The organism is Williamsia sp. D3, assembly GCF_000506245.1.
In the GTDB taxonomy this organism is placed as follows: domain Bacteria; phylum Actinomycetota; class Actinomycetes; order Mycobacteriales; family Mycobacteriaceae; genus Williamsia; species Williamsia muralis.
Genome location: NZ_AYTE01000003.1, coordinates 226,290 through 246,831, shown reverse-complemented (window position 1 = coordinate 246,831; position 20,542 = coordinate 226,290). Strand labels below are relative to the sequence as shown.

Sequence of the window (20,542 nt, the reverse complement as noted above, 5' to 3'; positions counted from 1 at the left end):
GGAGTGAACTATGGCCCGCGACGCCGAGGCGACCAAGGAACGGATCCTCGCTGCGGCAACCGACGAGTTCTCTGCGCACGGATTTGCGGGTGGGCGGGTAGAGCGGATCGCTGCCAAAGCGCAGAGCAACGTTCGGATGATTTACGCGTACTACGGCGGCAAAAGCGGCTTGTTCGACGCGACCCTGGCTGCGGCGCTACGTCGGATGGCCGAGAACGTCCCGCCGCGCCCTGAAGACCTTGCCGGTTGGGCCGGTGACGTGTTCGACCATCATCAGCGTTTCCCCGAAGTGCTTCGGCTGAGCATGTGGGCTCAGCTCGAGCGGCCAGAAGCAACTGCTGAGCCCAGCGAGATTTACCGGAACAAGGCACTCGCTGTCGCGACGGACGCGGCCCGACCATTGTCGGCCGTCGACGTCCTGGTCTTCATCTACGCCATCGCGCAAGCCTGGCAGCTGTCGCCCAAAGGGCTTACCGGACTTGACGAATACGAGACTGATGGAGATGGAGTTGCTGCTCACCGGCAGGCTGTGGTCACCGCAGTCGATAGGATGTTGCAGGCCCGATCCTGAGTCGAGACGTCTCAGATGCCGCACGACGACCTGCTGCTGAACCCAGGCGCCTAATTGATTTAGTACCGTCGCCGACTGTCTAAATTCTGCGGCGCCCGCGCAGGTGCGTCACGCCCATGTTCGGGCAGGTGCGCAGCGCACTTCCGTGGGCGTGGGGTCTACGTGCCCGATGCGATTGACAGCGCCTGACGGATCCGATCAGCGCCCGACCTTTGCGCGAGGCTGGCCTCCAGCATCTCGAGGAGCGATCGCAAAGCGTCGGGGTCGCCATCAATCTTGACGAGACCGTTTTCGATGGCCTCGGTCACGGTCATCCGATTGCCGGCGATGGCAGCCATTGTCGGCGGCTCCGTCCAAATGACCGCGTCTGCGGGCGTTTCGGGCGACCCCGCTTGGACGCGGGGGAACCCATCTTGAAGTTGTAGTGTCGCAACACTATTACCGACGTTGAACTCGAACCTCGCAGTCACTCCTCGAAGTGATTCCTTGTCGAGCATGCGCGCGAGGAACAGCAGTGACCACTCGGCGTGAAAACTCTCATCGGACTTTGGATCTTCGCTGGTGTGATGTCGAGCCCCCCACAATGCCAACGGCACCATCGCGTCTGCGAGTTCTTGGCCGGGGTCGGTCAGTTCATAGACGGTCGAAGCGGCAGGCGGGCTCAGATACCGCCGCCGGACAATCCCGTCGACCTCGAGTTGTTTGAGTCGCGACGCCAACAAGCTGGTGCCGATGCCGGTCAGCACGTCCGAGAGGTCGGAGTACCGCTTCGGCCCCGACATCAGCTCGCGCACGATCAGCAACGTCCACCGCTCGCCGACCACATCGAGCGCACGGGAAAGCCCACAGAACTGGTCGTAGCTACGTCGCACCATGGCCACCACCGTACCCCAGAACAGTGGTTACAAAAGTGCATACTTCCATTTGTTACTTGTGTACTTCTAAATCTTATGTAAGAGTCGAATCAGCACGGCGGCCCGCGAGGCAACGCCAACCATCGGCGCCCCTCGGGCTTTACGCAAACCCAGGACCCCTGACACTGTGAGGCGATTGACCATGGCCGACAAGATGCTGTCCCCCTTTCAGCGAGGCCACTTTGTGGCCTACACGACAACCCGCCAGGACGGGCCAATTGTTCTCGGCTGCAACGGTTCAGAGGCATCGATTCGAGCAATCACAGCAGCAAGCCGATTGACGGGTGGGCCCGCGGACATCATTCTCGTGTGCGCGATCAGAGCGCCCTCCCCACCGCCGCGCCCGACCCGACTGCACGACGCTTTGAAGGCGGAGGCGTACCTGCTCACCGACCGGGCAACTGTCGATGAAGTCCTGCGCCGCAGTACGGAGGCGGCACTTGTAGCCGGTCTGCGGCCCCTCGCCGCGCTCTACCTCCACGGCGATCCCGTCCGCGTGCTGCTCAGCACCGCCGAGCGGTATCAAAGTCCGACCATCATCGCCGGTATGAACGGGCAGAGTCCGAGTCGGTTAAACCGTCGTCTGGCTCGACGACTACCCAGCGACGTTGCACTCATCGCCACTGACGGAACTACACATCTGCGGAGCCGGTCGGCGTCAACCACGCACAAGCACAACCAGACGAAGGCATGGCGTGCAGTGCACAGGCCTGCGAATGCGTGAAACACCAGCAAACCTCGTCAAAAGCCGGAACCAGCAGGAGGAATCATGCACGCGCCATTGATGATGAAAGCCCTTGCCGCAGGGCGGATCATTCTCGGGGTAACGTCACTAGTCGCGCCACGAGCGTTCGCCACCGCCGTCGGAGTTGTAAACCCCAGCGACGAACTGTCATACATGACGCGCGTCTACGGCGCCCGAGCAGTTGCTATGGGAACCGGCTACCTCACCGCCACTCCACACGAGCAGGCACGGTGGGCCAAGCTATCGCTTGCCATCGACATCTGCGACACCACCGCGGGCATTGGTCAGGCTTTCCAACAACCGAGTTCGCGCCGACCTGTCGCCCTCATGATCGTTCTCACCGCGACCTATGCCGTTGTGGGCTTTGTGGCAGCACGTGCCCCACTCAAGCCGATGTTCCCCCGGCCCAACTGACAGTTGACGCGCCCAAATGCCCCCGAGGTGGGACCATCACTGGTGTGACCGAACTGATCGAGGCCCGCGGCAGCAAAGAGAAGCGGGATCTCGCCCCCCACGTCGTTGTACTGTTCGGCGCCACTGGTGACCTTGCCCGGCGAAAGCTGTTGCCGGGGCTGTTCCATCTGTTCTTGTCGAAGCTGGCACCCGAGTTACGGATCGTCGGTACATCGCTGGACGACTTCGACACCGAGGGGTTCCGCGAGGTCGCGATCAAGGCCTGCAGTGAGTTCTCCAGCAGGATGTTCACGCCTGAGGCCGCCGCCGAGTTCGCCCAGCACCTGACCTACGTGCCGCAGGGCGACGGGGCCGAGGCGCTCGCGGCCGGCGTACGCGTGCAACTCGATGCGCTCGGCAGTGAAGCGCGCATGTTGCACTACCTCAGTGTTCCGCCGAAGGCGGCGATGGCTGTGCTGGAGATGCTGCACGCGGCCGATCTCGTCAAGCGATCGCGCGTCATCATGGAAAAGCCCTTCGGTACCGACCACGAGAGTGCGGTGGCACTCAACGCCTCCATTCACCGATGGTTCAAGGAAGAGCAGGTCTTTCGTATCGACCACTTCCTCGGCAAGGAGTCGGCGCAGAACATCTTGGCCTTCCGGTTCGCCAACGGATTGTTCGAACCGATTTGGAACCGCAACTTCATCGACTACATCCAGATCGATGTGCCAGAGAAATTGTCACTGGAGGGCCGCTCCCACTTCTATGAGTCGACAGGCGCGTTCCGGGACATGGTGGTGACACACCTTTTCCAGATCCTGGCGTTCGTTGCGATGGAACCACCCACCGCTCTAGCTCCGGGACCGATCGGCGAAGAGAAGAACAAGGTCTTCCGCTCCATGCGACCACTCGATCCACGCAATGTGGTGCGCGGCCAGTACGCCGGATACCGCGACGAGCCCGGCGTGGCGCCGGAATCCGAGACCGAGACGTTTGTGGCGCTGAAGGCCGAGATCGACAACTGGCGCTGGGCCGGCGTGCCGTTCTACCTACGCACGGGCAAGAGCCTCGGCGAAGGCCAGCGCATCATCTCCATCGCCTTCCACGAGCCACCCAAGAGCATGTTCCCGCCGGGTTCTGGTGTGGGACAGCAAGGTCCGGACCACCTCACGTTCGATCTGGCCGACGCGTTCAAGGTGTCGCTGTCGTTCTACGGCAAGCGACCGGGACCGGGTATGAAACTCGACAAGCTGAGTCTGCAGTTCGCCATGCAGGAGACCGATCAGGTGGGACTTGTGCTCGAGGCGTATGAGCGCTTGATCCTCGACGCGATGAAGGGCGATCGAACGCTCTACACAACAGCCGAAGGCATCGAGCGTCTGTGGGAGGTTTCGGCGCCTTTGCTCGAGAACCCGCCGCCGGTTCGCAGCTACGACCAGGGCTCCTGGGGACCGAACGCGATTCATCAACTCATCGCGCCCCACGCGTGGCGCCTGCCGTTCGAGAGGATCTGGCGGAACAAGAAGCAGAGCTAAGACCCGTCGCGCGCATACGCTTTCATGAGTCTGCGTTCGTCATCGACCTTCGGATAGCCGAAGAACACCACCACGGCGCCGCCCAGCACAACGGCGATTGCCGCGGCGTAGGCCAGGTGGTCGCCGTGAACAAACGCATCGCGGGCGCCGGCGATGACCTCTTTGCCGTACTCGGGATAACGCTCGGCCAGCACCTCAGCACTCGAAAACGATTTGGTGAGAGCAGCTTCGGTCTCGTCGGTGACCTTGGACGCGTCGGGCGAATCCGAGATCGACTTGGTGAAGTCGCGGGCGTATCCGGCGGTCAGGATTGCACCCAGGATGGACTGCATGATGGCCCCACCGAGATCGCGTTGCAGGTCTGACATGCTGGACGCCATTCCTGCGCGCGAGCGTGGCACCGATCCGGTCAGCGACCGCGATGCCGGCGTGCCGGCGAAGCCGACCCCGATTCCGACCAACGCGTACGCCACCGCGATCTGCCAGTAGTGCGCATCCTCGGTCCACATCGTCAACGCCGCAACGAGACCGGCGAGGATGAACACGAATCCCACCAGCAGAGTGATGCGTGAACCACGCGCCTCGACCATCCGGGCGGACAACGGCGCGAAGAGCACCATTCCGATCGCGGCGGGAACGATGGTGGTGCCGGCCTCCAACGTCGAGTACTCCAGCACATTCTGCAGATACTGCTGGCCGATGAACATCACACCCATCAGCGTGCCGAACACGACCACGCCACCGAAGGCGGCCACCCAGAAGGTACGGCGACTGGCAATCGAGAGATCGAACAACGGTGTGGGGGCATGACGTTGCCGCACGAAGAACGCGATACCGGCGGCCAGAGAGATCGCGGCCAGTACACCCACAGCCGTTCCGGCGCCCGACATCGGGATGAAGTTGAGGGCCAGGATCATTGCGCCCACGAACACGATGGAGAGCACGCCGCCGAGGTTGTCCACGGACTCGGACGCATCGCCGGAATCGGACGGTACGAGGAATATCGCGGCCACCAGTGCCACCACGGCCAGCGGCAGGGTCACCAGGAACACCGAGTGCCAGCTGAACACCTCGAGCAATGCACCTGAAACGATTGGCCCCAGTGAGGAGATCGCGCCACCCAGAGCCGACCACGCGGCGATCGCACGAGTGCGACTCGGACCCGACCAGAGTGCGGTGATGACCGCCAGCGTGGTCGGAAACGCCAGTCCGGCGGCGATTCCGCCCACCAGACGCGCAGCGAACAGCACCTCGATCGACGGCGCGAAGCCGGCCACCAACGAGGCGGGGATCGACAACAACATGCCGAAGACGAGCATCCGTTTGCGGCCGTGCCGGTCGCCGAGTGCGCCGAAGTACAGCACGGAGGCGGCCAATCCCAGTGAATATCCCACTGCGACAAGGTTCAGTCCGGTGGCACCGGCGTCGAAGGCTTTGCCGATGTCGGGGAGTGCGACGTTGGCGACCGCAAGGTTGATGTTGGCCACCCCGGCGACGAGTATCAGGGTGCCAAGCACCACCTTCGCGCGTGGTGGTGCTTCTGATGTCACGGTGGCCGTCAAGGGTGGCTCCCTTCGTCGGTGCCGGGGCACCAGACAAGCAGTCTGACTCGATGGTGATCGAACGAACATCCACATGAAAAACAACAGGGTGCGCAAAGAGTATCCCGCGACCGAGCGCGCAGCTCAGGGTTTGATCGTCGAACTGTCCCGCAGTCTTCGGGCTGTGTTCATCGAAGCAACCCAGGGAACGGCCTGCGATCACAAGCCCAGCGTCGACCGGATGATCGCGGCCAACTCCAGTGGGGCGTCGCTCTGCACCGAGTGCCCCGCTCCGGGTACCGAAATCACCCCGGTGCCCGGCCGTCGACGGACGATCTCGGCGGCATCGTCGTCTGTGACAAAAGCCGACGCACCGCCGCGGACCAGCGTGAGAGGAATGGTGCTGGCCGACAAGGCATCCCAGAGTGGCCCGGGTTCGATGCTCTCGCGCATCTTGTCGTAGCGCCACTGCACACGACCGTCGTCGAGTTCGCGGGTGTTGTGGATGACCCCGCGACGGATCGACGACCTGCTGCGTCCGGGTGCGGCTGCGGCGGTCAGCTTGATCAGTTCGTCGCGGTTGTCGTACGTGTCGGGTCCGCTGACCAGCGCGACCGTGCCTCGATCGGCTCCGCTCAGTTGCTCAACCCGTTTTGGCGATTCGGGGCTCACGTCGACGATCAGGGCCCGTCGGATGAGGCGGGGCTCGAGTGCGGTGATCGCGATGGTGGTGAGTCCGCCCAGCGACATCCCGACAACCAGTTCGGCGTCGGGGGCGAGGTCGCGGATGACCGGAGCGACGGCGACAGCATTCGGTTGCGGGCGGTAGTCGTGGTCTTCGCGCCAGCCGGAGTGACCGTGCCCCGGCAGATCGACGGCGAGCACCGGCAGGCCCAGTGCCAGGATCACGCTGTCCCAGGTGTGGGCGTTCTGTCCGCCACCATGGAGGAAGACGATGCGGGGGGACTCGGCGGTCCACTGCACGCTGCTGACCACGTTGCCATCTACATCGGTGTCGATGCGGGTCACCTCTGGGATTCGATCGAGGTCGATATCCAGTTCGGCAGCGTTCTCGGCCAGGAGGTCGAACTCCGAAGCCATGGTGCCCCTTCCACATCGATGGTGATGTGAAGGCTACGGGCCCTAGACATCGTGCCGCCACCGTTCCGGGCCGCCACGAGAGCCCAAACCCGGTCAGTCGGTCCGGTTCTTCAGCCGGCTCATCCAGTCGGCCGGCACGCGATCACTAGGACCCGGCGTCGCCTGATCGACGGGGTGCGCGTGCGGCGGAGCGAGTTCGGGGCCGCGGTAGTAGTCATTGGTGGCGTAATTCCAGAACCAATCCTCACCAGGTTCGAACGACTGGATGACGGCATGACCCGTGTCGGCGGCATGGTGTGAGGCGTGCCGGGACAGCGAATCATCGCAGCAGCCAACGTGACCGCACGTTGCGCACCGGCGTAGGTGGAACCACCAGCTACCCGTCTGGTCGCATTCGACGCAACCGGAACCGCTGGGTGGCACCGACGGGTTGATGTCTGGAGTTGTCATTCTGGGCCCTCTCGCTCATCGATCGTTACTCGACCACAAGATCAGTGTTCGATCGTTTGCGCATCTTGTCCACCGCGGATCGCGCCCACCGCGCAGACCCACCAGACCGCGTCAGCCGACATTGCGCCCCTTGCTGCCTCGATCGAGCAGGTCGAGTTCGAGCTCGGTGCGGGCCCGGCTCATGCCAGATCCGGCGTCGAAAGACGCCCGCGGCGACGTGCGATTCTGATACGTCGCAATCAATCCGGCAATCACGGCCGGCCCCAAGATCACCAAAATGTCCATGGCAGCAACTATCCGTTCGAATACATCACGCCAACAGTGTCTGTTTTGACAGTATTGGCAAATATCCTGCCAAGCGATCGCTCGACAGTGTTTGTGCAGGCCAGGACAGTGTCGGCGGTTCAGATGGCGCGGGGCAACCGATTTTCCGTGCGTGCGCTGCTCGGAGTCGACCGTTCGTCGGACAGGGCGGCTAGGTGCTCGGCCGTCCGAGTGGGGACGCAGCAGACGGCTCGGCAGCGCCGTACATCAGTTCGAGTTCGCCGAGATACGCGCATGTGCCGATCAGTGGTCGCGCAGTGGCCATGTCCAATGGGTGATCGGCGGTGTCCGCGCGCAGAGCCGACACGGCATCCTCGGCGATCCCGACTCCGCCGTCGGCGTGCGTCGTATGGCCGCTCCGGATCTTGGCGGTGTGGCGCCTGACCACCGCCCGAAGTCGCGGATGGCCGTCCGGGTCGGGCGGCAACGGGAGGTCTGCGATCGAATCGGCGACCACGCGGAGGCGAGTGGCGTGTCCGAAAGCTCGGAGCATGGGCGTTCTCTCGTCCGTGGGCCCACCACTTTCTGAAAGATATTGGCGTGCCGCATCATCGGCAGTGCGATAAGCGATGACACTCAGGTTGCGATGCTTGGTGACGTCGGCGTTCGCCGAGCGGTCGGCGCCCCGGAGTAATCGGCCCACCACAACATCGAGGTACTGCAGGTACTGGCCGGTTGCGCTGTCGATGGCTGCGCGTGCCGTCGCTGCGACACCTCGGGGCCAGAGGAGAAACGAGACCACCACTGCCACTGCGCATCCGATGGCAACATCCTCTACGCGAATCAGGCCCACGTGCCAACCGCTGGGCTTGAGAATGTTGAACATGGTGATCACCAGCACCGTGAACGCAGCTTGACCGGCGGCAAAGGAGAAGACCTTGGGAATGTAGGCGGCTCCGAAAGCTGCAAAGGGAAGCAGAATCCACAACAGGGTGCCGTTGGTACCCAACACGACGACGATGGCTCCGCCGATGACAAACCCCGCGGTGGTTCCCGCAACTGCCCGTACCACTTTCGAGCCCGTGGTCAGGGCACTGCTGCGCAGAACCGACATCGCGCCCAGCACCACCCAGAACCCGTGCTGCACCGGCACCACTTGAATGAGGGCCACTGCGGCAGCGAGGCCCACACCGGTGCGAAGGGCGTTGCGGGCAATCACCGACCGGGCGATGACGACCGGGGATGCGGCTTTTCGGGTGGCCTCGAGTTCGGACAGCACGAGGTCTGCTGCGCCGGTCGGTGGCAACTGCCTGCCCAGCACCTTGGCGATCATCGGCCGCGCATCGGCAGCAGACGACCACGCGATGGTCCGCCCGACGAGAGCCACTGTTGTGCCGACGGTGTGAACCGTGAGCAGTCGGGCGCCAGTGGCCTCCGCCTCGGACTCGCTCGGTTCTGCGACGATCTGTTCGACGTTGTGACCGAATCGGTTTCGCAACACCGCAGTCAGGTCCGTTGCTGTGGAGACGAGACGTTGCCGATACAGGTCATCGTCTTCTGTTGACCGCCCTTCGCCGAGCACCTCGACGCAACGACGCAGGACCGCCGAGGCAGGGTCTCGGACATCTTCGGGTAACCGGGTCTGGCCGTGAGTGGTCTGAGCGGCAAGCCATTCGAGGTCGTCCACCACGCGTGCCAGAGCTCGACTGCCGGCCGTGAGTCCCGTAGGTCGGCTGTCGGTACCCAGGTACACCTGACGCAGTTTCTTCATCGCGTCCATGACTCGCGCGGTGGACGCGGTGTCGTTGTGGCTCATGGCGATGTGTTCGGCAAGAGCCTCGCAGACTTCCCGGGCCCGGCGGCGCAGCGCATCGTGGTGATCCGGGGGCAGGAAATACAGCGCAGCCGGAATGCAGAACACCAGGGCCAGAGTCCAACCCAACAGTCGGTCAGAGATCGGTCCGACATCAGGGACTGCCACCGGCAGGACAAACGCGAGAAGAGCCGCGCGCTGACCTGCGGCAAAACTGGAACTGAGAATGGCCAGGTAAGACACCACCACCCCGACCACCAGCATCGAGACCACGCCCACCCAAGCAGGCGTCGCCAGAATCGTTCCGACGGTGATGAATACGTACCCCACCACAGCGAGGCCGGCGAAGCTGACGGCACGTCGAGTGCGGTTGCCGGGGAAGTCGACGAGCACCAGTAGCGCAATGGTGCCGAAGATGGCGAACAACGGAGTCTGGGGGCCGCCGACATGCACGGCGATTGCAGCCACGATCGGGACGATGATCGCGGTGCGCACCGCCCTCCGCAGCGCATCGAAACCGTGGTCGCGCGAACGCACGGCCGCAGGCAGCGAGCGCAGTCGACGCGGGACGGGCAAGCCCATGGCGTGATGGTAACGGCAGGAGTCCGATTCCACGGGGCAACGGTGACCGACGTCGAGATCGATGTCGTGCGGCGCCGCAATCGCCTAACGTGGGTTGGGCGAGAGATCAACAAACCCTCGCCGAGCAGAACGAGAATGGAGATTCGCATGAGCGACAACGTCTACCGCGTCACCGAGATCGTCGGGTCGTCGACAACGAGTACCGACGACGCGATCAAGACCGCGATCGCCCGGGCCAACAAGTCGCTGCGTAACGTGGATTGGTTCGAGGTGGTCGAGACCCGAGGACACGTGGAGAACGGGAAGCTCGCGCACTTCCAGGTCACCCTGAAGGTCGGTTTCAAACTGGAGGACTGAGGAGGTCCGTCGTCAGTCGAGGTCGTCGAGTATGCCGATGAACTCGGTGGCGTACTCGACGTGGGTGAGCAGGCGTTCGTAGCGGTTTCGGGCGTCGGCTCTCACCTCGTCGATGACGGTGCGGGCAGCGGGATCTGGGTTGTCGGAACCGTGTATTGCATCCACGGCGCGTAAGAACGTGCGCATCTCGTCGAGGCTGTAGCCCAGTGGTTTCATCCGCCGGATGATCAGCAGACGTCGCACGTCGTCTTCCGTGTAGAGCCGGAAATTGCCTTCGGTGCGGGCTGTCGGTGCCACCAGGTCGATGTCTTCGTAATGGCGAAGTGTCCGGACCGACAGGCCGAGCCGATCGGCAACCTCGCCCACCTTCATGCGATCGCCGGCCATCAGTCGGATGCGCCGAGTCGGCCCGACAACCGTTCGAGGCGCGCGAGCCCCGCGCCCTCCAGCCCGACGATCGTGGCCTGTTTGCCACGCGCCCGGTACTTGCCCAGTACGGCATCGAGACTGGCGACCGTCGACGCATCCCAGACGTCGGCATCGCTCAGGTCGATGATGACCCTGTCGGGATCGCCCGCATAGTCGAACTGATAGACCAGGTCATTGCTCGACGCGAAGAACAGCTGTCCGGTGACCCGGTAGCGACGCACCTCGGCGAAATCGGAACTCTCTGGGTCGTTTTCGGTGACCGGCGTGACCGTGGTGAGATGTGCGACCCGGCGGGCGAACAGCACCATTGCGGTGAGTACGCCGAGAACAACGCCGATGGCGAGATTGCTGGTGAAAACCGTTGCGACAACGGTGACCAGCATGACAAGAGTTTCCGGAAACGGCATCACCCGCAGCGTTCGGGGATGGACGCTGCGCCAGTCGAACGTACCGACCGACACCATGATCATCACGGCGACCAGGGCGGCCATCGGGATGACACCGACGATGTCGCCGAGAACCACGACAAGGATCAACAGGAACAACCCGGCGAGGAACGTCGACAGTCTGGTGCGGGCGCCCGATTGCTTGACGTTGATCATCGTCTGACCGATCATCGCGCAGCCACCCATGCCGCCGAAGAACCCGGTGACGACGTTGGCCACTCCTTGGCCCCACCCTTCGCGGGTCTTGTCGGAGTGTGTGTCGGTGATGTCGTCGACCAGCTTGGCTGTCATCAGCGACTCCATCAGTCCCACGAGGGCCATCGCCAGTGCGTAAGGCGCGATGACCGACAGGGTGTGCATCGTGAACGGTACATCGGGGATCAACAGGGACGGTAGCGAATCGGGCAATGCGCCTTCGTCTTCCACCGAGGGGACATCCCAGCCGAACGCGGTGACCACCACCGTCAAACCCACGATCGCCACAAGTGGCGAGGGAATGGCCGTGGTGAGCCGGGGCAACAGCACGATGATCGCCAAACCCGTTGCCACCAGGGGGTAGACGAGCCAGGGGATGTCGTCGCCGATGAGATGCGGCAGCTGGGCTCCGAAGATGAGGATTGCCAACGCGTTGACGAACCCGGTCATCACGCTGCGGGGAATGAAGCGCATCAACTTGGCAATACCGATCACGCTGAGCGCGATCTGGAAGATGCCGGCGAGGATGACGGTGGCGATGAGGTGGTCGAGTCCGTAGTCGTCGACGATCGGCGCCACGACAAGCGCAACAGCGCCGGTGGCCGCGGAGATCATCGCCGGCCGGCCTCCGACCACGGCGATGGTGACGGCCATGGTGAACGACGCGAACAGCCCCACACGCGGGTCGACCCCGGCGATGATCGAGAACGAGATGGCCTCGGGGATCAGCGCGAGCGCCACCACCAGACCTGCCAACACTTCCCGCCGGAGATCGCGTGGTGAACGCACGAGTGCGCGCACCGTTGCCGGCGGGTTCTGAGAATGGGTGACGGAGTTCGTGCTGGGCACGCGCGTCCTTTCGAGCTGAGGGGGGCAGTCGGAGTGGTGGCCGGCAGACGTGGCCGGACCGCCCGCAAACCTACCGTAACGAGAGGTTTGCCCCCAAGTCGTGCTGTCTCGTTCGCCGTTACAGGGCCAGGTGAACGGGCCGGCCGCGGACGACGGTGGCGGCGATCCCGAGTGCGCGCAGACGAGCCCCCATCTGTGTCGACGAACCTGATGCGATCGGATTGTCGTCGAGCAGCACCACATCGCCCCGACTGCCCACTGCCACCGTGGTCTGCCCATCAGTACTGGCCGAAAGGGCCTGCGCCGGGGTGAGCGCCTCATCGGGGTTCCACGGCTCGGTTGTCGCGTCGGCGCCCCGATCGATGGCTGCTGCCATCGCGATTCTCGGATCGAGCGGCGCAACCGGTGCATCGGAGCCGAGCGCAAGTGTGACACCACCCCGCAGCATCGAACGAAGGGCGAAACAACGGTCGGTGCGGTCGGACCAGCATTGCCGGGCCACCTCCCGGTCGTCGACCAGATGGGCCGGTTGGACACTCGCCCGTACGCCCAGTTCTCGCATCCGCCGGATGTCGTCGTGGCGGATGAGTTGCACGTGTTCGATGCCGCCGCCTGCGCCTGTTGCCTCGAACGCGCTCAGTGCTTGGTCCACCGCAGCATCACCGATGGCGTGCAAGGCGATGTCCATGCCGCCGCGGTGCCCACGGGAGAGCAACTCCACGAGGGACTGGTGGTCGTACGCCTGGTGGCCGAGTGTGTGGTGTTCGGTGTCGGTATAGGGCTCGCAGCAGAACGCGGTGCGGGTGTTGAGCGACCCGTCCGAGAAGATCTTCAACGGCCCCATGGTCAGCAACCCTCGTCCGTCGGCGAGTTCGCTGCCCGTTCGCAGACCTGCCGCCAGGACATCGTCGAGTCTGTCGGGGTACGTGACCGGCCGGATACGGATCTGGTCGATACCGCGGGCAAATCGCTCCGGCCACTCCAGGTAGCCCGCAGCCATCTCGAAGTCGACGACACCGACAACACCTTTGCTCGCTGCGTCCGAGATGGTCGCGCGCAGCAGGTCGTCGATGTTCTCCGATGCGGCGGTCAGGGCGCTGACATGGTGTTGCAGGTCGAACCACTCGGACTCGAGAAGTGGCCCGTCGCGAAGCGGAACCCCCAGAAGTGCAAGAGCTTTGGTGTTCAGCCAGCCGGTGTGACCGTCGCCGCTGGCCAGGATGACCGGATGGGATCCGCTGACGGTGTCGAGCATGGCAGCGGTTGGCTGTTCGGGCCAGGTGGCCGTTCGGAATCCGTAGCCGACGATCGCGCCGGATCGCCAGGGGTGGGGCAGTGACGCCACGTGGTCGGCGACGATGCGCAGCACGTCGCCAGGACCTGAAGTGCCGGATACGTCCAATTTGGAACGGCTTTGGGCCCACCAGGTCAGGTGAGCGTGCTGGTCCCAGAGTCCGGGGATGGCCCAGCGGCCGTCGGCGTCGATCACCGTCTCCGCGCCGCGTGGGCGAAGCCCGGCAGCGATCTCGGTCACCGTTCCGCCGTCGATCCGGATGTCGACGGGGAGATCTGTGGGGGTTGGTCGGCCGACCGACACCAATCGCGCACCGCGGATCAGAGTGGATGAGACGGTCATGGCGCCCAGCTTCTCACGACAGATGTGCGGTCGAGATACTTGGACTTCCTATAAGTTTGTCCCATGAGCACAATGTTTCGTGCCAGTACCGTCGACGGCATCCTCCGGCGGAGCGCGGCCAAATTCCCTGATCGCATCGCACTCCGGTTCGCCGATCGCTCGTGGTCCTATCGCGATCTGGATGCCGCTGTCAGCAGGGCCGCGGGACACCTCCGGTCGATCGGCCTGAGCGGAGGTGATCGGGTCGCGGCGTACGGCACCAACTCCGACGCCTACCTCATCGGATTCTTGGCCTGCGCCCGCGCCGGACTGGTCCATGTACCTGTCAACTATGCGCTGAAGGGTGGCGAGCTCGAATACCTCGTCGGGCAGTCGGGAAGTCGTGCGGTGCTGGTGGACCCGGCACTTCGGCCCGGCCTCGCGCCCGTCGCCGAATCGCTGGACGTCGAGCACATCATCGCGCTGCGTGACGACAACGATTCACTACTGGAGCGCTGCAGTTCGGGAGACATCCCGGACATCGACGACCCGGTTGACGAGACCAGCCTCGTGCAATTGCTCTACACCTCGGGAACCACGTCGAAACCCAAGGGCGCGATGATGACCCACGGCGCCATGGTCCACGAATACGTGTCTTCGGTGATGGCGCTCGCCTTCACCGAGTCGGACAATCCGCTCATCTGCATGCCGCTCTATCACTCGGCTGGCATGCACGTGTTCATGCTCCCGTACCTGTCGGTGGGAGCCACGATCAGCCTCATGGAGACCCCGGACATCCCGGAGATTCTGCGGCGCTTCGAAGCCGAGAAGATCGGGTCGCTGTTCCTGGCGCCGACCGTGTGGGTGCCGCTGGCCGGTCATCCCGATCTCGAGACCCGCGATCTCTCGACCCTGCGTAAGGCCCAGTACGGTGCCTCCATCATGCCGGTCACCGTGCTGAACCGGCTACGCGAACGCTACCCCGACATCGCCTTCTACAACTGCTTCGGTCAATCCGAAATCGGCCCACTGGCAACGGTTCTGCAACCCGAGGAGCATGCGGACCGGCCGGCGTCATGTGGCCGAGCAGTGTTCTTCGTCGAGACGCGAGTGGTGGACACCGACGGCAACGACGTCGCCGACGGCACCCCCGGTGAGGTGCTCTACCGCTCTCCGCAACTGTGCCAAGGCTATTGGGACAACCCCGCAGCCACCGAAGAGGCGTTCCGGGATGGTTGGTTCCATTCCGGTGACCTGGTCACCCGTGACGCGCAGGGCTACATCACCGTGGTCGACCGGATCAAAGACGTCATCAACACCGGTGGGATCCTGGTGGCATCGCGTGAGGTCGAAGATGCCGTGTACACCCATCCCGGTGTCGCGGAGGTCGCAGTGATCGGTACACCGGATGCCAAGTGGATCGAGGCGATCACTGCAGTGGTGGTGCTGCGTCCGGACGCGGGCGACGTGTCGCCCGATGATCTGATCGCTCACGTCAAGGAGCAGATCGCCCCCTTCAAAGTGCCGAAACGCGTTGTGTTCGTGGAAGAACTGCCGCGGAACCAGAGCGGTAAGCTGCTGAAGCGAGAACTGCGCACCGGATTACAGGACTAGACTGCATCCTATGGCCAGAACAGTTGCGACCACCACCGAAGTCGAACGCCAAGCACTGCTGGATTTTGTCCGGCCGCGCCACCACATGCTGCTCAGTACGGTCCGATCCGATGGCAGTCCGCAGCTTTCGCCGGTCACCGGAGGAGTGGACGAGGAAGGCCGCATCGTCATATCGACATACCCCGGCCGCGCAAAAACGGCCAACGCCCGCCGTAACAGCTCGGTGAGCGTGTGTGTGGTGTCCGACGAATGGAACGGCGCCTGGGTCCAGATCGATGGAACCGCCGAGGTGCTCGACATGCCGGAGGCCGAAGATGCGCTTGTCGACTACTTTCGTAGCATCTCCGGTGAGCACCCCGACTGGGACGACTACCGCAAGGCGATGCGTGTGCAAGGCAAGTCGCTGATCCGGATCACCCCGTCGCGCTGGAGTCCCATTGCCACCGGCGGATTTCCGGAAGACGTGGCTGCCCGCCTCGACGCTCAGGACTGACTCCGGAGGAGTTTGCCACGCACCGTCTTGTGCACGCACGGGTTTGAACCGGTGCGCGGCGATCAAACGATGCGCCAGCGGGGACGGCTCGCAGTCGACTCACGGGGTAGGTGGTCGCACCCCGACGTAGACACCCTGCGGCCGGAACCGCAGTCTCGGCTCTTCGTATTCCTCGATGGCGTGGGCGACCCATCCTGCGATTCGCGCGATCGCGAAGATCGTCTCGGCCGCGTCGGGTGACATGTCGAAGCGAACCGCGATCGCGGCCAGTGCCATATCCGAATTGAGGAACGCGGCATCGGTCTGGCCGGCGATACCCCGCAACTCTTCGATGGTTCGGATGACTTTCCGGTCGCCGCCGGTGGTGGTGGCCATCAATTCGAACAGCGCCTCGGCGCGCGGATCGTGGTCCCGGTACACCACGTGGCCGAAACCGGGTAGGGCCTGGTCAGGCCCCGACCACAGCGCCGATGCACTCGACGGTTCGTCCAGCGCTTCGGCCAGGAATCGTGACGCTTTGCTGGCGGCACCCCCGTGCAACGGCCCGTCGAGCGCACCGAGGCCCGCCGTGACCACGGAATAGATGCTGCCGCGCGCGCTCGCGGCCACCCTGGCCGCGACCGTGCTCGCAGTCAGGTCGTGGTCGGCCAGCAAGACCAGCGCGGCGTTCAGCAAGCGGATACGGCCGCGATTGGCGGGGATGGGGGTGAGCCGCGGCCACAGCCTTGCCGCGAGTGAAGTCCCGATTGCGTCCTGACCGGAGGCGACAGGTAGACAATCGACCACCGTGTCGAGGATGCCGGCGGCCTTGCGGGTCACCACATCGTGGGTGAGCTGGTGGCGGAGGTTGTCGCGGGATCCGAGTACGTCGATGGCCATTCTGACCATGTCGACACGGCGGCCGGCAGGGTTGCTGAGGGCTCTCAACTGTTTGATCACACTGCGGGGCAGCATGTTTCGACCCCAAACTGGCTCGCTCTGCCACAGCATTGCGGCAACTGACTCGAAGTCCACCGAGGTGGAGAGCGCGGCGGCATCCTGGCCACGGTAGTAGAGGTGATCATCGTCGAGCAGTGTGATCTGGGTTCGGATACGTTCGACGACGCCGGCCGGAGGTCGGCCGGCGGAACGCCGGGTCAATGCGTCCACCTCGTCGACGGCGAACACGCTGCCCCGGACCCCGTCGACGGCAGCGCTGGTCAACAGCCCCCGGCTCACGTAGGCGTACACGGTTTGCGTTTTGACGCCGAGCACCCGGGCGACTTGCGCGGTGGTGAGGTAGTCGCGTCCATCGTGTCGCAGCGGTGTGGGTCGCCGCCGACGGTGATGGGCCGCGTGGTCGGTCGATCGAACTGCCATCGTCGAGGTCCCTTCACATTGATTCGATCAACATTGACACATGGCAACTACCGGTCGAATGTGATTGCCAGACAACCACACTTATGGATCGGAGATTCACATGTCGGTGATGGTCGCCCCGCCGGGGTTGAGCAACGTCGTGGTCGCGGATACCGCGATCGGTGATGTACGTGGTGACGAGGGCTTCTATCAGTATCGCCAGTACTCGGCCATCGACCTGGCAAGGACGAAGACGTTCGAAGAAGTGTGGTTCTTGTTCGTCTACGGGCGCCTTCCTGACCCCGACGAGCTGGACGCGTTTGTCGTGACGACGCGGGCCCTTCGCGCGATTCCAGCGGATTTGTCGTCGCTGCTACGCACGATCGCCCTGGCCGGCAACGAGCGGCAGATGCTCGCGCGACTACGCACCGTGTTGTCGGCGGCCGCGGCAACCACATCGGTGGTGCCACTGTGGGATGCCGGTCCAGATCAGAGGATTGCCGACTCGCTGGCCGCCACGGCGATGACGCCGACCATTCTTGCCGCCTTGCACCGGATTCGAGAGGGTGAGGATCCGCTACCACCGCGCGACGACCTCTCGACCGCGGAGAACTGGTTGTACGGATTGACCGGCAAGAAACCCGAGCCAGAGCGCGCACGAGCGATCGAGCAGTACCTGATCGCCACCGTCGATCACGGTTTCAATGCATCGACGTTCACCGCCCGGGTGATCGCGTCGACCGGCGCCGACGTCTTCAGTGCGGTGTGTGGGGCACTCGGCGCATTCTCCGGACCCCTACACGGCGGCGCGCCGGATCGGGCACTCGATGCCCTCGACGAGATCGCCGAGACCGGCGATGCGACCGCCTGGGCCAAAGCCCAGCTGGCGGGGCGTAGCCGCATCATGGGTTTCGGTCACGCGGTGTACCGCACCAACGACCCGAGGTCGGATCTGTTGCGCGACATCGCGTCCCGACTCGGCGGACCGCTGGCCGAGTTCGCCATCGACGTGGAGAAGGATGTGGTCGCGGTGTTGGCCGAGGCCTATCCGAATCGTCCTTTGTACGCGAACGTCGAGTTCTATGCCGGGGTCGTCATGGACAGTTGCGGAGTGCCCCGACAGATGTTCACACCCACCTTCGCGGTGAGCCGGATGGTGGCTGGTGCGCCAATATTCTCGAGCAGGCCGAGGATCGCAAGATCATTCGGCCGAGCGCCCGATACGTCGGCCCACCGGTTGTTCGGTGAGCCCGGTGGACCCGGCGAGGTGATCTCGCCGGGTCCAGGTGTCGGGTGACATCGTGTGTTCAGCGCACCAGCGGCATGATCGAACGAACCGTTGCGCTGCGCAGCCACAGGCCGGCCCACACTGCGATGCCGACGGCGACTGGCAGGAAAATGCTTGCGCTGAGCGACTTTTCATCGATCATGTGGGATGTGGTCGCGCCACCGAAGTATCCGGTCAGAAGTACCGCACCGAGAATCGCGGTCCGCGGGTACAGGTACAACGCAAGGCACCCCAGCATCACCACGCCCATGGCAACGATGTCGCCGTCGGTGAAGCCGAGCTCGTACGACGCCTTCGTCACCTCTTCCGGCAATGCCAGGTGCGAGATCGCGTCGACGAGCAGCAAAATGCTGACAAGTCCGGTCACCACTCGGCCGGCGATCTGAGACCTCCGGCTGATGGGGGACGTGGTCCGGGTGGACGTGGCTGGGTTGTCGGCGATGGCGGTCATGATGCGCTCCTGGTGTTGTGGCGGTTCTTGTGAAGTGAGACCGTGCCCGAACACAGAAGTAATCGCCGGGAGCAGCGCCGGTTGTTGTCGCATAGGCGGAGGCAAATGGTCTCGTCCCGCTGAAAAATGACTTAGCTCTCAGCTCTCGGAGCAGCACAATGGCCGGATGCAATCAGAAGCGTCGGAGCGCAAGTGCCCAACTCGGTTCCATGTCACGTCAGTAAAGAATCGTGCGTCCATCTCTCGGAGCGGGTTGGACTGGCGCCTCATGGGTGCCGCACGTGGAATCGCCGGTTCGGATCGGCCGGAGCAAGAAGGGTGCTTTCTCGCTGCCAATGAGTACGAGTGTGACTGGTTCGTTCGAATGAACAACACCGGCGGACCTGTTGACGTGTGGGAGGTGACCGGCGTTGACGCCGATACTTTGGTCCAGTCACCTCAGGGTTACTACTTCTTCCCCGGTGTGGTCGGCCGCGATCGGGTTCGGCTGGTTCAACGGGACATCCCGCTCGTCAACCGCCGATGAACTCCTACCCGACCGGGGGTCGGAGACTCAGCCGGTGAAGGGTGGGACGATCTCGCATCCGACTGCCTGAGGGTGCGCCGGGTCCAGTGCGTTCAGGACGAACTGCGCCGCACGGCGAGATCCCGCGATCCCGGTGTGCTCGGAGTAGTCCAGTGAACATCCATCTTGCACAACGATGTTCGTGGCGTTCTCAGCTCGCAGCTCCCCGCTCGTGTATGGAACAACGAGTTCGTCGAAGCGCGTCATGATGTTGGTGTAGGTGATGTCGGGGTCATAGAGGCCGTCACGCTGCAGCTTCTTGAGCATGTCCGAACCCTTGGTCATCTGCAAGCACGCCGCGCAGATGGCCCCGATGGTCTGCTGCTGAACCTGGTCTATCCCAAGCGCTTTGGCATAGGCAGCGATCTCACCGGCCGCGGCGACGTTGGTGCCGTTCCACAACGGCGCCAGGGAGATGTACTTGTCGACCTTGTCGGCTCCACCCAGGAACTTGATCCAGTAGGTGGGCATCAAGGTGCCCTGTGAATGCCCCACGATGTCGACCTTGGCCGCGCCGGTCGATGCGCGCACCCTGTCGACAAAGGCGGCCAATTCGGCGGCACTCTTGTCGATGGATGCGAAGCCGCCGAGTGCGCTGATCGGCCACGGGGCCCACGGGATGGCGCCATAGGTCAAGGCGAAGACGCAGTAGCCGTTGTTCGCAAGCAGCGGCGCGTAGGTACCCCAGTTGGTCTGGGCGCCCCCGCCCGTACCGTGCACAAGAACGACGGGCCGCGGATGTTCGGGAGTCGGCTTGCAATTCCAGTCGTTGGACCCGGGCAAGGAGCCGCCGGGCCGAGTGAGTTCGCTGGGGATACCGGCGAAGAAGTTGTAGTCGACGGGCAATGGATCCTTCGCCGCCACCGGACCGGTGCCGAACACGGTCCCCAGGGTCAACACGAGAGCAGCGATCACCCCGGCGATCTTCGCTCGTTGCATTCTGCTCCCACTGCCCATCGCAACTGGTTAGCTACGCTTCGAGGATAACCG

Annotated in this window: 20 protein-coding genes and 1 pseudogene; 9 read left to right on the top strand and 12 right to left on the bottom strand. The window is 63.9% G+C overall.

What is annotated here, in order from left to right:
* Positions 1-10 precede the first annotated feature (10 nt).
* Positions 11-571: a TetR family transcriptional regulator gene (locus tag W823_RS33440; protein WP_023954519.1), complete on the top strand. Its 561-nt coding sequence runs from the start codon at positions 11-13 to the stop codon at positions 569-571.
* Positions 572-729: 158 nt separating this feature from the next.
* Here W823_RS33440 and W823_RS33435 read toward each other — a convergent pair whose 3' ends face one another.
* A complete protein-coding gene (locus tag W823_RS33435) occupies positions 730-1,446 on the bottom strand; it encodes a winged helix-turn-helix transcriptional regulator (RefSeq protein ID WP_051406327.1) in 717 nt (238 codons plus the stop codon).
* A gap of 181 nt (positions 1,447-1,627) precedes the next feature.
* Between W823_RS33435 and W823_RS33430 the strand changes: the two genes are divergently transcribed.
* From W823_RS33430 to zwf, 3 genes are read left to right on the top strand one after another with little or no spacing between them, the layout of a single operon-like run.
* The gene (locus tag W823_RS33430; RefSeq protein ID WP_023954517.1) at positions 1,628-2,209 is read left to right on the top strand and encodes a universal stress protein; all 582 of its coding nucleotides are present in this window, start codon (positions 1,628-1,630) and stop codon (positions 2,207-2,209) included.
* Positions 2,210-2,254: 45 nt separating this feature from the next.
* Positions 2,255-2,644 (top strand): hypothetical protein, encoded by a 390-nt coding sequence (locus W823_RS0127630; RefSeq protein WP_023954516.1) that lies wholly within the window; start codon positions 2,255-2,257, stop codon positions 2,642-2,644.
* 44 nt (positions 2,645-2,688) lie between these two features.
* Positions 2,689-4,161 (top strand): glucose-6-phosphate dehydrogenase, encoded by a 1,473-nt coding sequence (gene zwf / locus W823_RS33425; RefSeq protein WP_023954515.1) that lies wholly within the window; start codon positions 2,689-2,691, stop codon positions 4,159-4,161.
* On the opposite strand, the gene W823_RS33420 is transcribed toward zwf, so the two are convergent.
* The 5 genes from W823_RS33420 to W823_RS33405 form a co-directional block, all read right to left on the bottom strand.
* Positions 4,158-5,723: an MFS transporter gene (locus W823_RS33420; RefSeq protein ID WP_023954514.1), complete on the bottom strand. Its 1,566-nt coding sequence runs from the start codon at positions 5,721-5,723 to the stop codon at positions 4,158-4,160. The genes zwf and W823_RS33420 overlap by 4 nt on opposite strands.
* Positions 5,724-5,921: 198 nt before the next feature.
* Positions 5,922-6,803: an alpha/beta fold hydrolase gene (locus W823_RS33415; RefSeq protein WP_023954513.1), complete on the bottom strand. Its 882-nt coding sequence runs from the start codon at positions 6,801-6,803 to the stop codon at positions 5,922-5,924.
* Between the two features lie 93 nt (positions 6,804-6,896).
* Positions 6,897-7,253 (bottom strand): UBP-type zinc finger domain-containing protein, encoded by a 357-nt coding sequence (locus tag W823_RS33410; RefSeq protein ID WP_023954512.1) that lies wholly within the window; start codon positions 7,251-7,253, stop codon positions 6,897-6,899.
* Positions 7,254-7,364: 111 nt separating this feature from the next.
* Positions 7,365-7,538: a hypothetical protein gene (locus tag W823_RS57950; protein ID WP_023954511.1), complete on the bottom strand. Its 174-nt coding sequence runs from the start codon at positions 7,536-7,538 to the stop codon at positions 7,365-7,367.
* A 190-nt stretch (positions 7,539-7,728) separates the two neighbouring features.
* Positions 7,729-9,912 carry an FUSC family protein gene (locus W823_RS33405; RefSeq protein ID WP_023954510.1) on the bottom strand — a complete coding sequence of 728 codons (2,184 nt, stop codon included), beginning with the start codon at positions 9,910-9,912 and terminating at the stop codon, positions 7,729-7,731.
* Between the two features lie 147 nt (positions 9,913-10,059).
* Here W823_RS33405 and W823_RS0127620 point away from each other — a divergent pair, with 147 nt between their 5' ends.
* Positions 10,060-10,269, top strand: coding sequence for a dodecin (locus W823_RS0127620; RefSeq protein ID WP_031331204.1), 210 nt, complete (start codon positions 10,060-10,062; stop codon positions 10,267-10,269).
* Between the two features lie 12 nt (positions 10,270-10,281).
* Here W823_RS0127620 and W823_RS33400 read toward each other — a convergent pair whose 3' ends face one another.
* From W823_RS33400 to W823_RS33390, 3 genes are all read right to left on the bottom strand, one after another.
* Entirely contained in the window at positions 10,282-10,656 is a 375-nt protein-coding gene (locus W823_RS33400; RefSeq protein ID WP_023954508.1) for a MerR family transcriptional regulator, read from the bottom strand.
* Complete coding sequence (locus tag W823_RS33395) at positions 10,656-12,188, bottom strand: SulP family inorganic anion transporter (RefSeq protein ID WP_023954507.1); 1,533 nt, start codon at positions 12,186-12,188, stop codon at positions 10,656-10,658. Before W823_RS33395 ends, W823_RS33400 begins: the two co-directional genes overlap by 1 nt.
* A gap of 118 nt (positions 12,189-12,306) precedes the next feature.
* Positions 12,307-13,824, bottom strand: coding sequence for an amidohydrolase (locus tag W823_RS33390; RefSeq protein WP_023954506.1), 1,518 nt, complete (start codon positions 13,822-13,824; stop codon positions 12,307-12,309).
* Between the two features lie 63 nt (positions 13,825-13,887).
* Here W823_RS33390 and W823_RS33385 point away from each other — a divergent pair, with 63 nt between their 5' ends.
* Positions 13,888-15,417 (top strand): acyl-CoA synthetase, encoded by a 1,530-nt coding sequence (locus tag W823_RS33385; protein ID WP_031331202.1) that lies wholly within the window; start codon positions 13,888-13,890, stop codon positions 15,415-15,417.
* A gap of 10 nt (positions 15,418-15,427) precedes the next feature.
* A complete protein-coding gene (locus W823_RS33380) occupies positions 15,428-15,910 on the top strand; it encodes a PPOX class F420-dependent oxidoreductase (RefSeq protein WP_023954504.1) in 483 nt (160 codons plus the stop codon).
* 99 nt (positions 15,911-16,009) lie between these two features.
* Here W823_RS33380 and W823_RS33375 read toward each other — a convergent pair whose 3' ends face one another.
* The gene (locus W823_RS33375) at positions 16,010-17,269 is read right to left on the bottom strand and encodes a citrate synthase (RefSeq protein WP_023954503.1); all 1,260 of its coding nucleotides are present in this window, start codon (positions 17,267-17,269) and stop codon (positions 16,010-16,012) included.
* 100 nt (positions 17,270-17,369) lie between these two features.
* On the opposite strand from W823_RS33375, the pseudogene W823_RS33370 reads away from it, so the two are divergent.
* Positions 17,370-18,496 (top strand): annotated as a pseudogene (locus tag W823_RS33370) (citrate/2-methylcitrate synthase).
* 59 nt (positions 18,497-18,555) lie between these two features.
* Here the strand turns inward: W823_RS33370 and W823_RS33365 are convergent.
* On the bottom strand, positions 18,556-18,987 hold the full coding sequence (locus tag W823_RS33365) for a DoxX family protein (RefSeq protein WP_023954502.1): 432 nt from the start codon (positions 18,985-18,987) through the stop codon (positions 18,556-18,558).
* A 364-nt stretch (positions 18,988-19,351) separates the two neighbouring features.
* Here W823_RS33365 and W823_RS58570 point away from each other — a divergent pair, with 364 nt between their 5' ends.
* Positions 19,352-19,513, top strand: coding sequence for a hypothetical protein (locus tag W823_RS58570; protein ID WP_235189346.1), 162 nt, complete (start codon positions 19,352-19,354; stop codon positions 19,511-19,513).
* A 27-nt stretch (positions 19,514-19,540) separates the two neighbouring features.
* Here the strand turns inward: W823_RS58570 and W823_RS33360 are convergent, their stop codons facing one another.
* A complete protein-coding gene (locus tag W823_RS33360; protein WP_023954500.1) occupies positions 19,541-20,491 on the bottom strand; it encodes a triacylglycerol lipase in 951 nt (316 codons plus the stop codon).
* Positions 20,492-20,542: the final 51 nt, after the last annotated feature.

Coding starts and splice junctions, on each gene's coding strand:
- W823_RS33440 (WP_023954519.1), top strand. CDS start 11: ATGGCCCGCGACGCCGAGGCGACCAAGGAACGGATCCTCGCTGCGGCA.
- W823_RS33435 (WP_051406327.1), bottom strand. CDS start 1,446: ATGGTGCGACGTAGCTACGACCAGTTCTGTGGGCTTTCCCGTGCGCTC.
- W823_RS33430 (WP_023954517.1), top strand. CDS start 1,628: ATGGCCGACAAGATGCTGTCCCCCTTTCAGCGAGGCCACTTTGTGGCC.
- W823_RS0127630 (WP_023954516.1), top strand. CDS start 2,255: ATGCACGCGCCATTGATGATGAAAGCCCTTGCCGCAGGGCGGATCATT.
- W823_RS33415 (WP_023954513.1), bottom strand. CDS start 6,803: ATGGCTTCGGAGTTCGACCTCCTGGCCGAGAACGCTGCCGAACTGGAT.
- W823_RS33410 (WP_023954512.1), bottom strand. CDS start 7,253: ATGACAACTCCAGACATCAACCCGTCGGTGCCACCCAGCGGTTCCGGT.
- W823_RS57950 (WP_023954511.1), bottom strand. CDS start 7,538: ATGGACATTTTGGTGATCTTGGGGCCGGCCGTGATTGCCGGATTGATT.
- W823_RS33405 (WP_023954510.1), bottom strand. CDS start 9,912: ATGGGCTTGCCCGTCCCGCGTCGACTGCGCTCGCTGCCTGCGGCCGTG.
- W823_RS0127620 (WP_031331204.1), top strand. CDS start 10,060: ATGAGCGACAACGTCTACCGCGTCACCGAGATCGTCGGGTCGTCGACA.
- W823_RS33400 (WP_023954508.1), bottom strand. CDS start 10,656: ATGGCCGGCGATCGCATGAAGGTGGGCGAGGTTGCCGATCGGCTCGGC.
- W823_RS33390 (WP_023954506.1), bottom strand. CDS start 13,824: ATGACCGTCTCATCCACTCTGATCCGCGGTGCGCGATTGGTGTCGGTC.
- W823_RS33385 (WP_031331202.1), top strand. CDS start 13,888: ATGAGCACAATGTTTCGTGCCAGTACCGTCGACGGCATCCTCCGGCGG.
- W823_RS33380 (WP_023954504.1), top strand. CDS start 15,428: ATGGCCAGAACAGTTGCGACCACCACCGAAGTCGAACGCCAAGCACTG.
- W823_RS33375 (WP_023954503.1), bottom strand. CDS start 17,269: ATGGCAGTTCGATCGACCGACCACGCGGCCCATCACCGTCGGCGGCGA.
- W823_RS33365 (WP_023954502.1), bottom strand. CDS start 18,987: ATGACCGCCATCGCCGACAACCCAGCCACGTCCACCCGGACCACGTCC.
- W823_RS58570 (WP_235189346.1), top strand. CDS start 19,352: ATGAACAACACCGGCGGACCTGTTGACGTGTGGGAGGTGACCGGCGTT.
- W823_RS33360 (WP_023954500.1), bottom strand. CDS start 20,491: ATGCAACGAGCGAAGATCGCCGGGGTGATCGCTGCTCTCGTGTTGACC.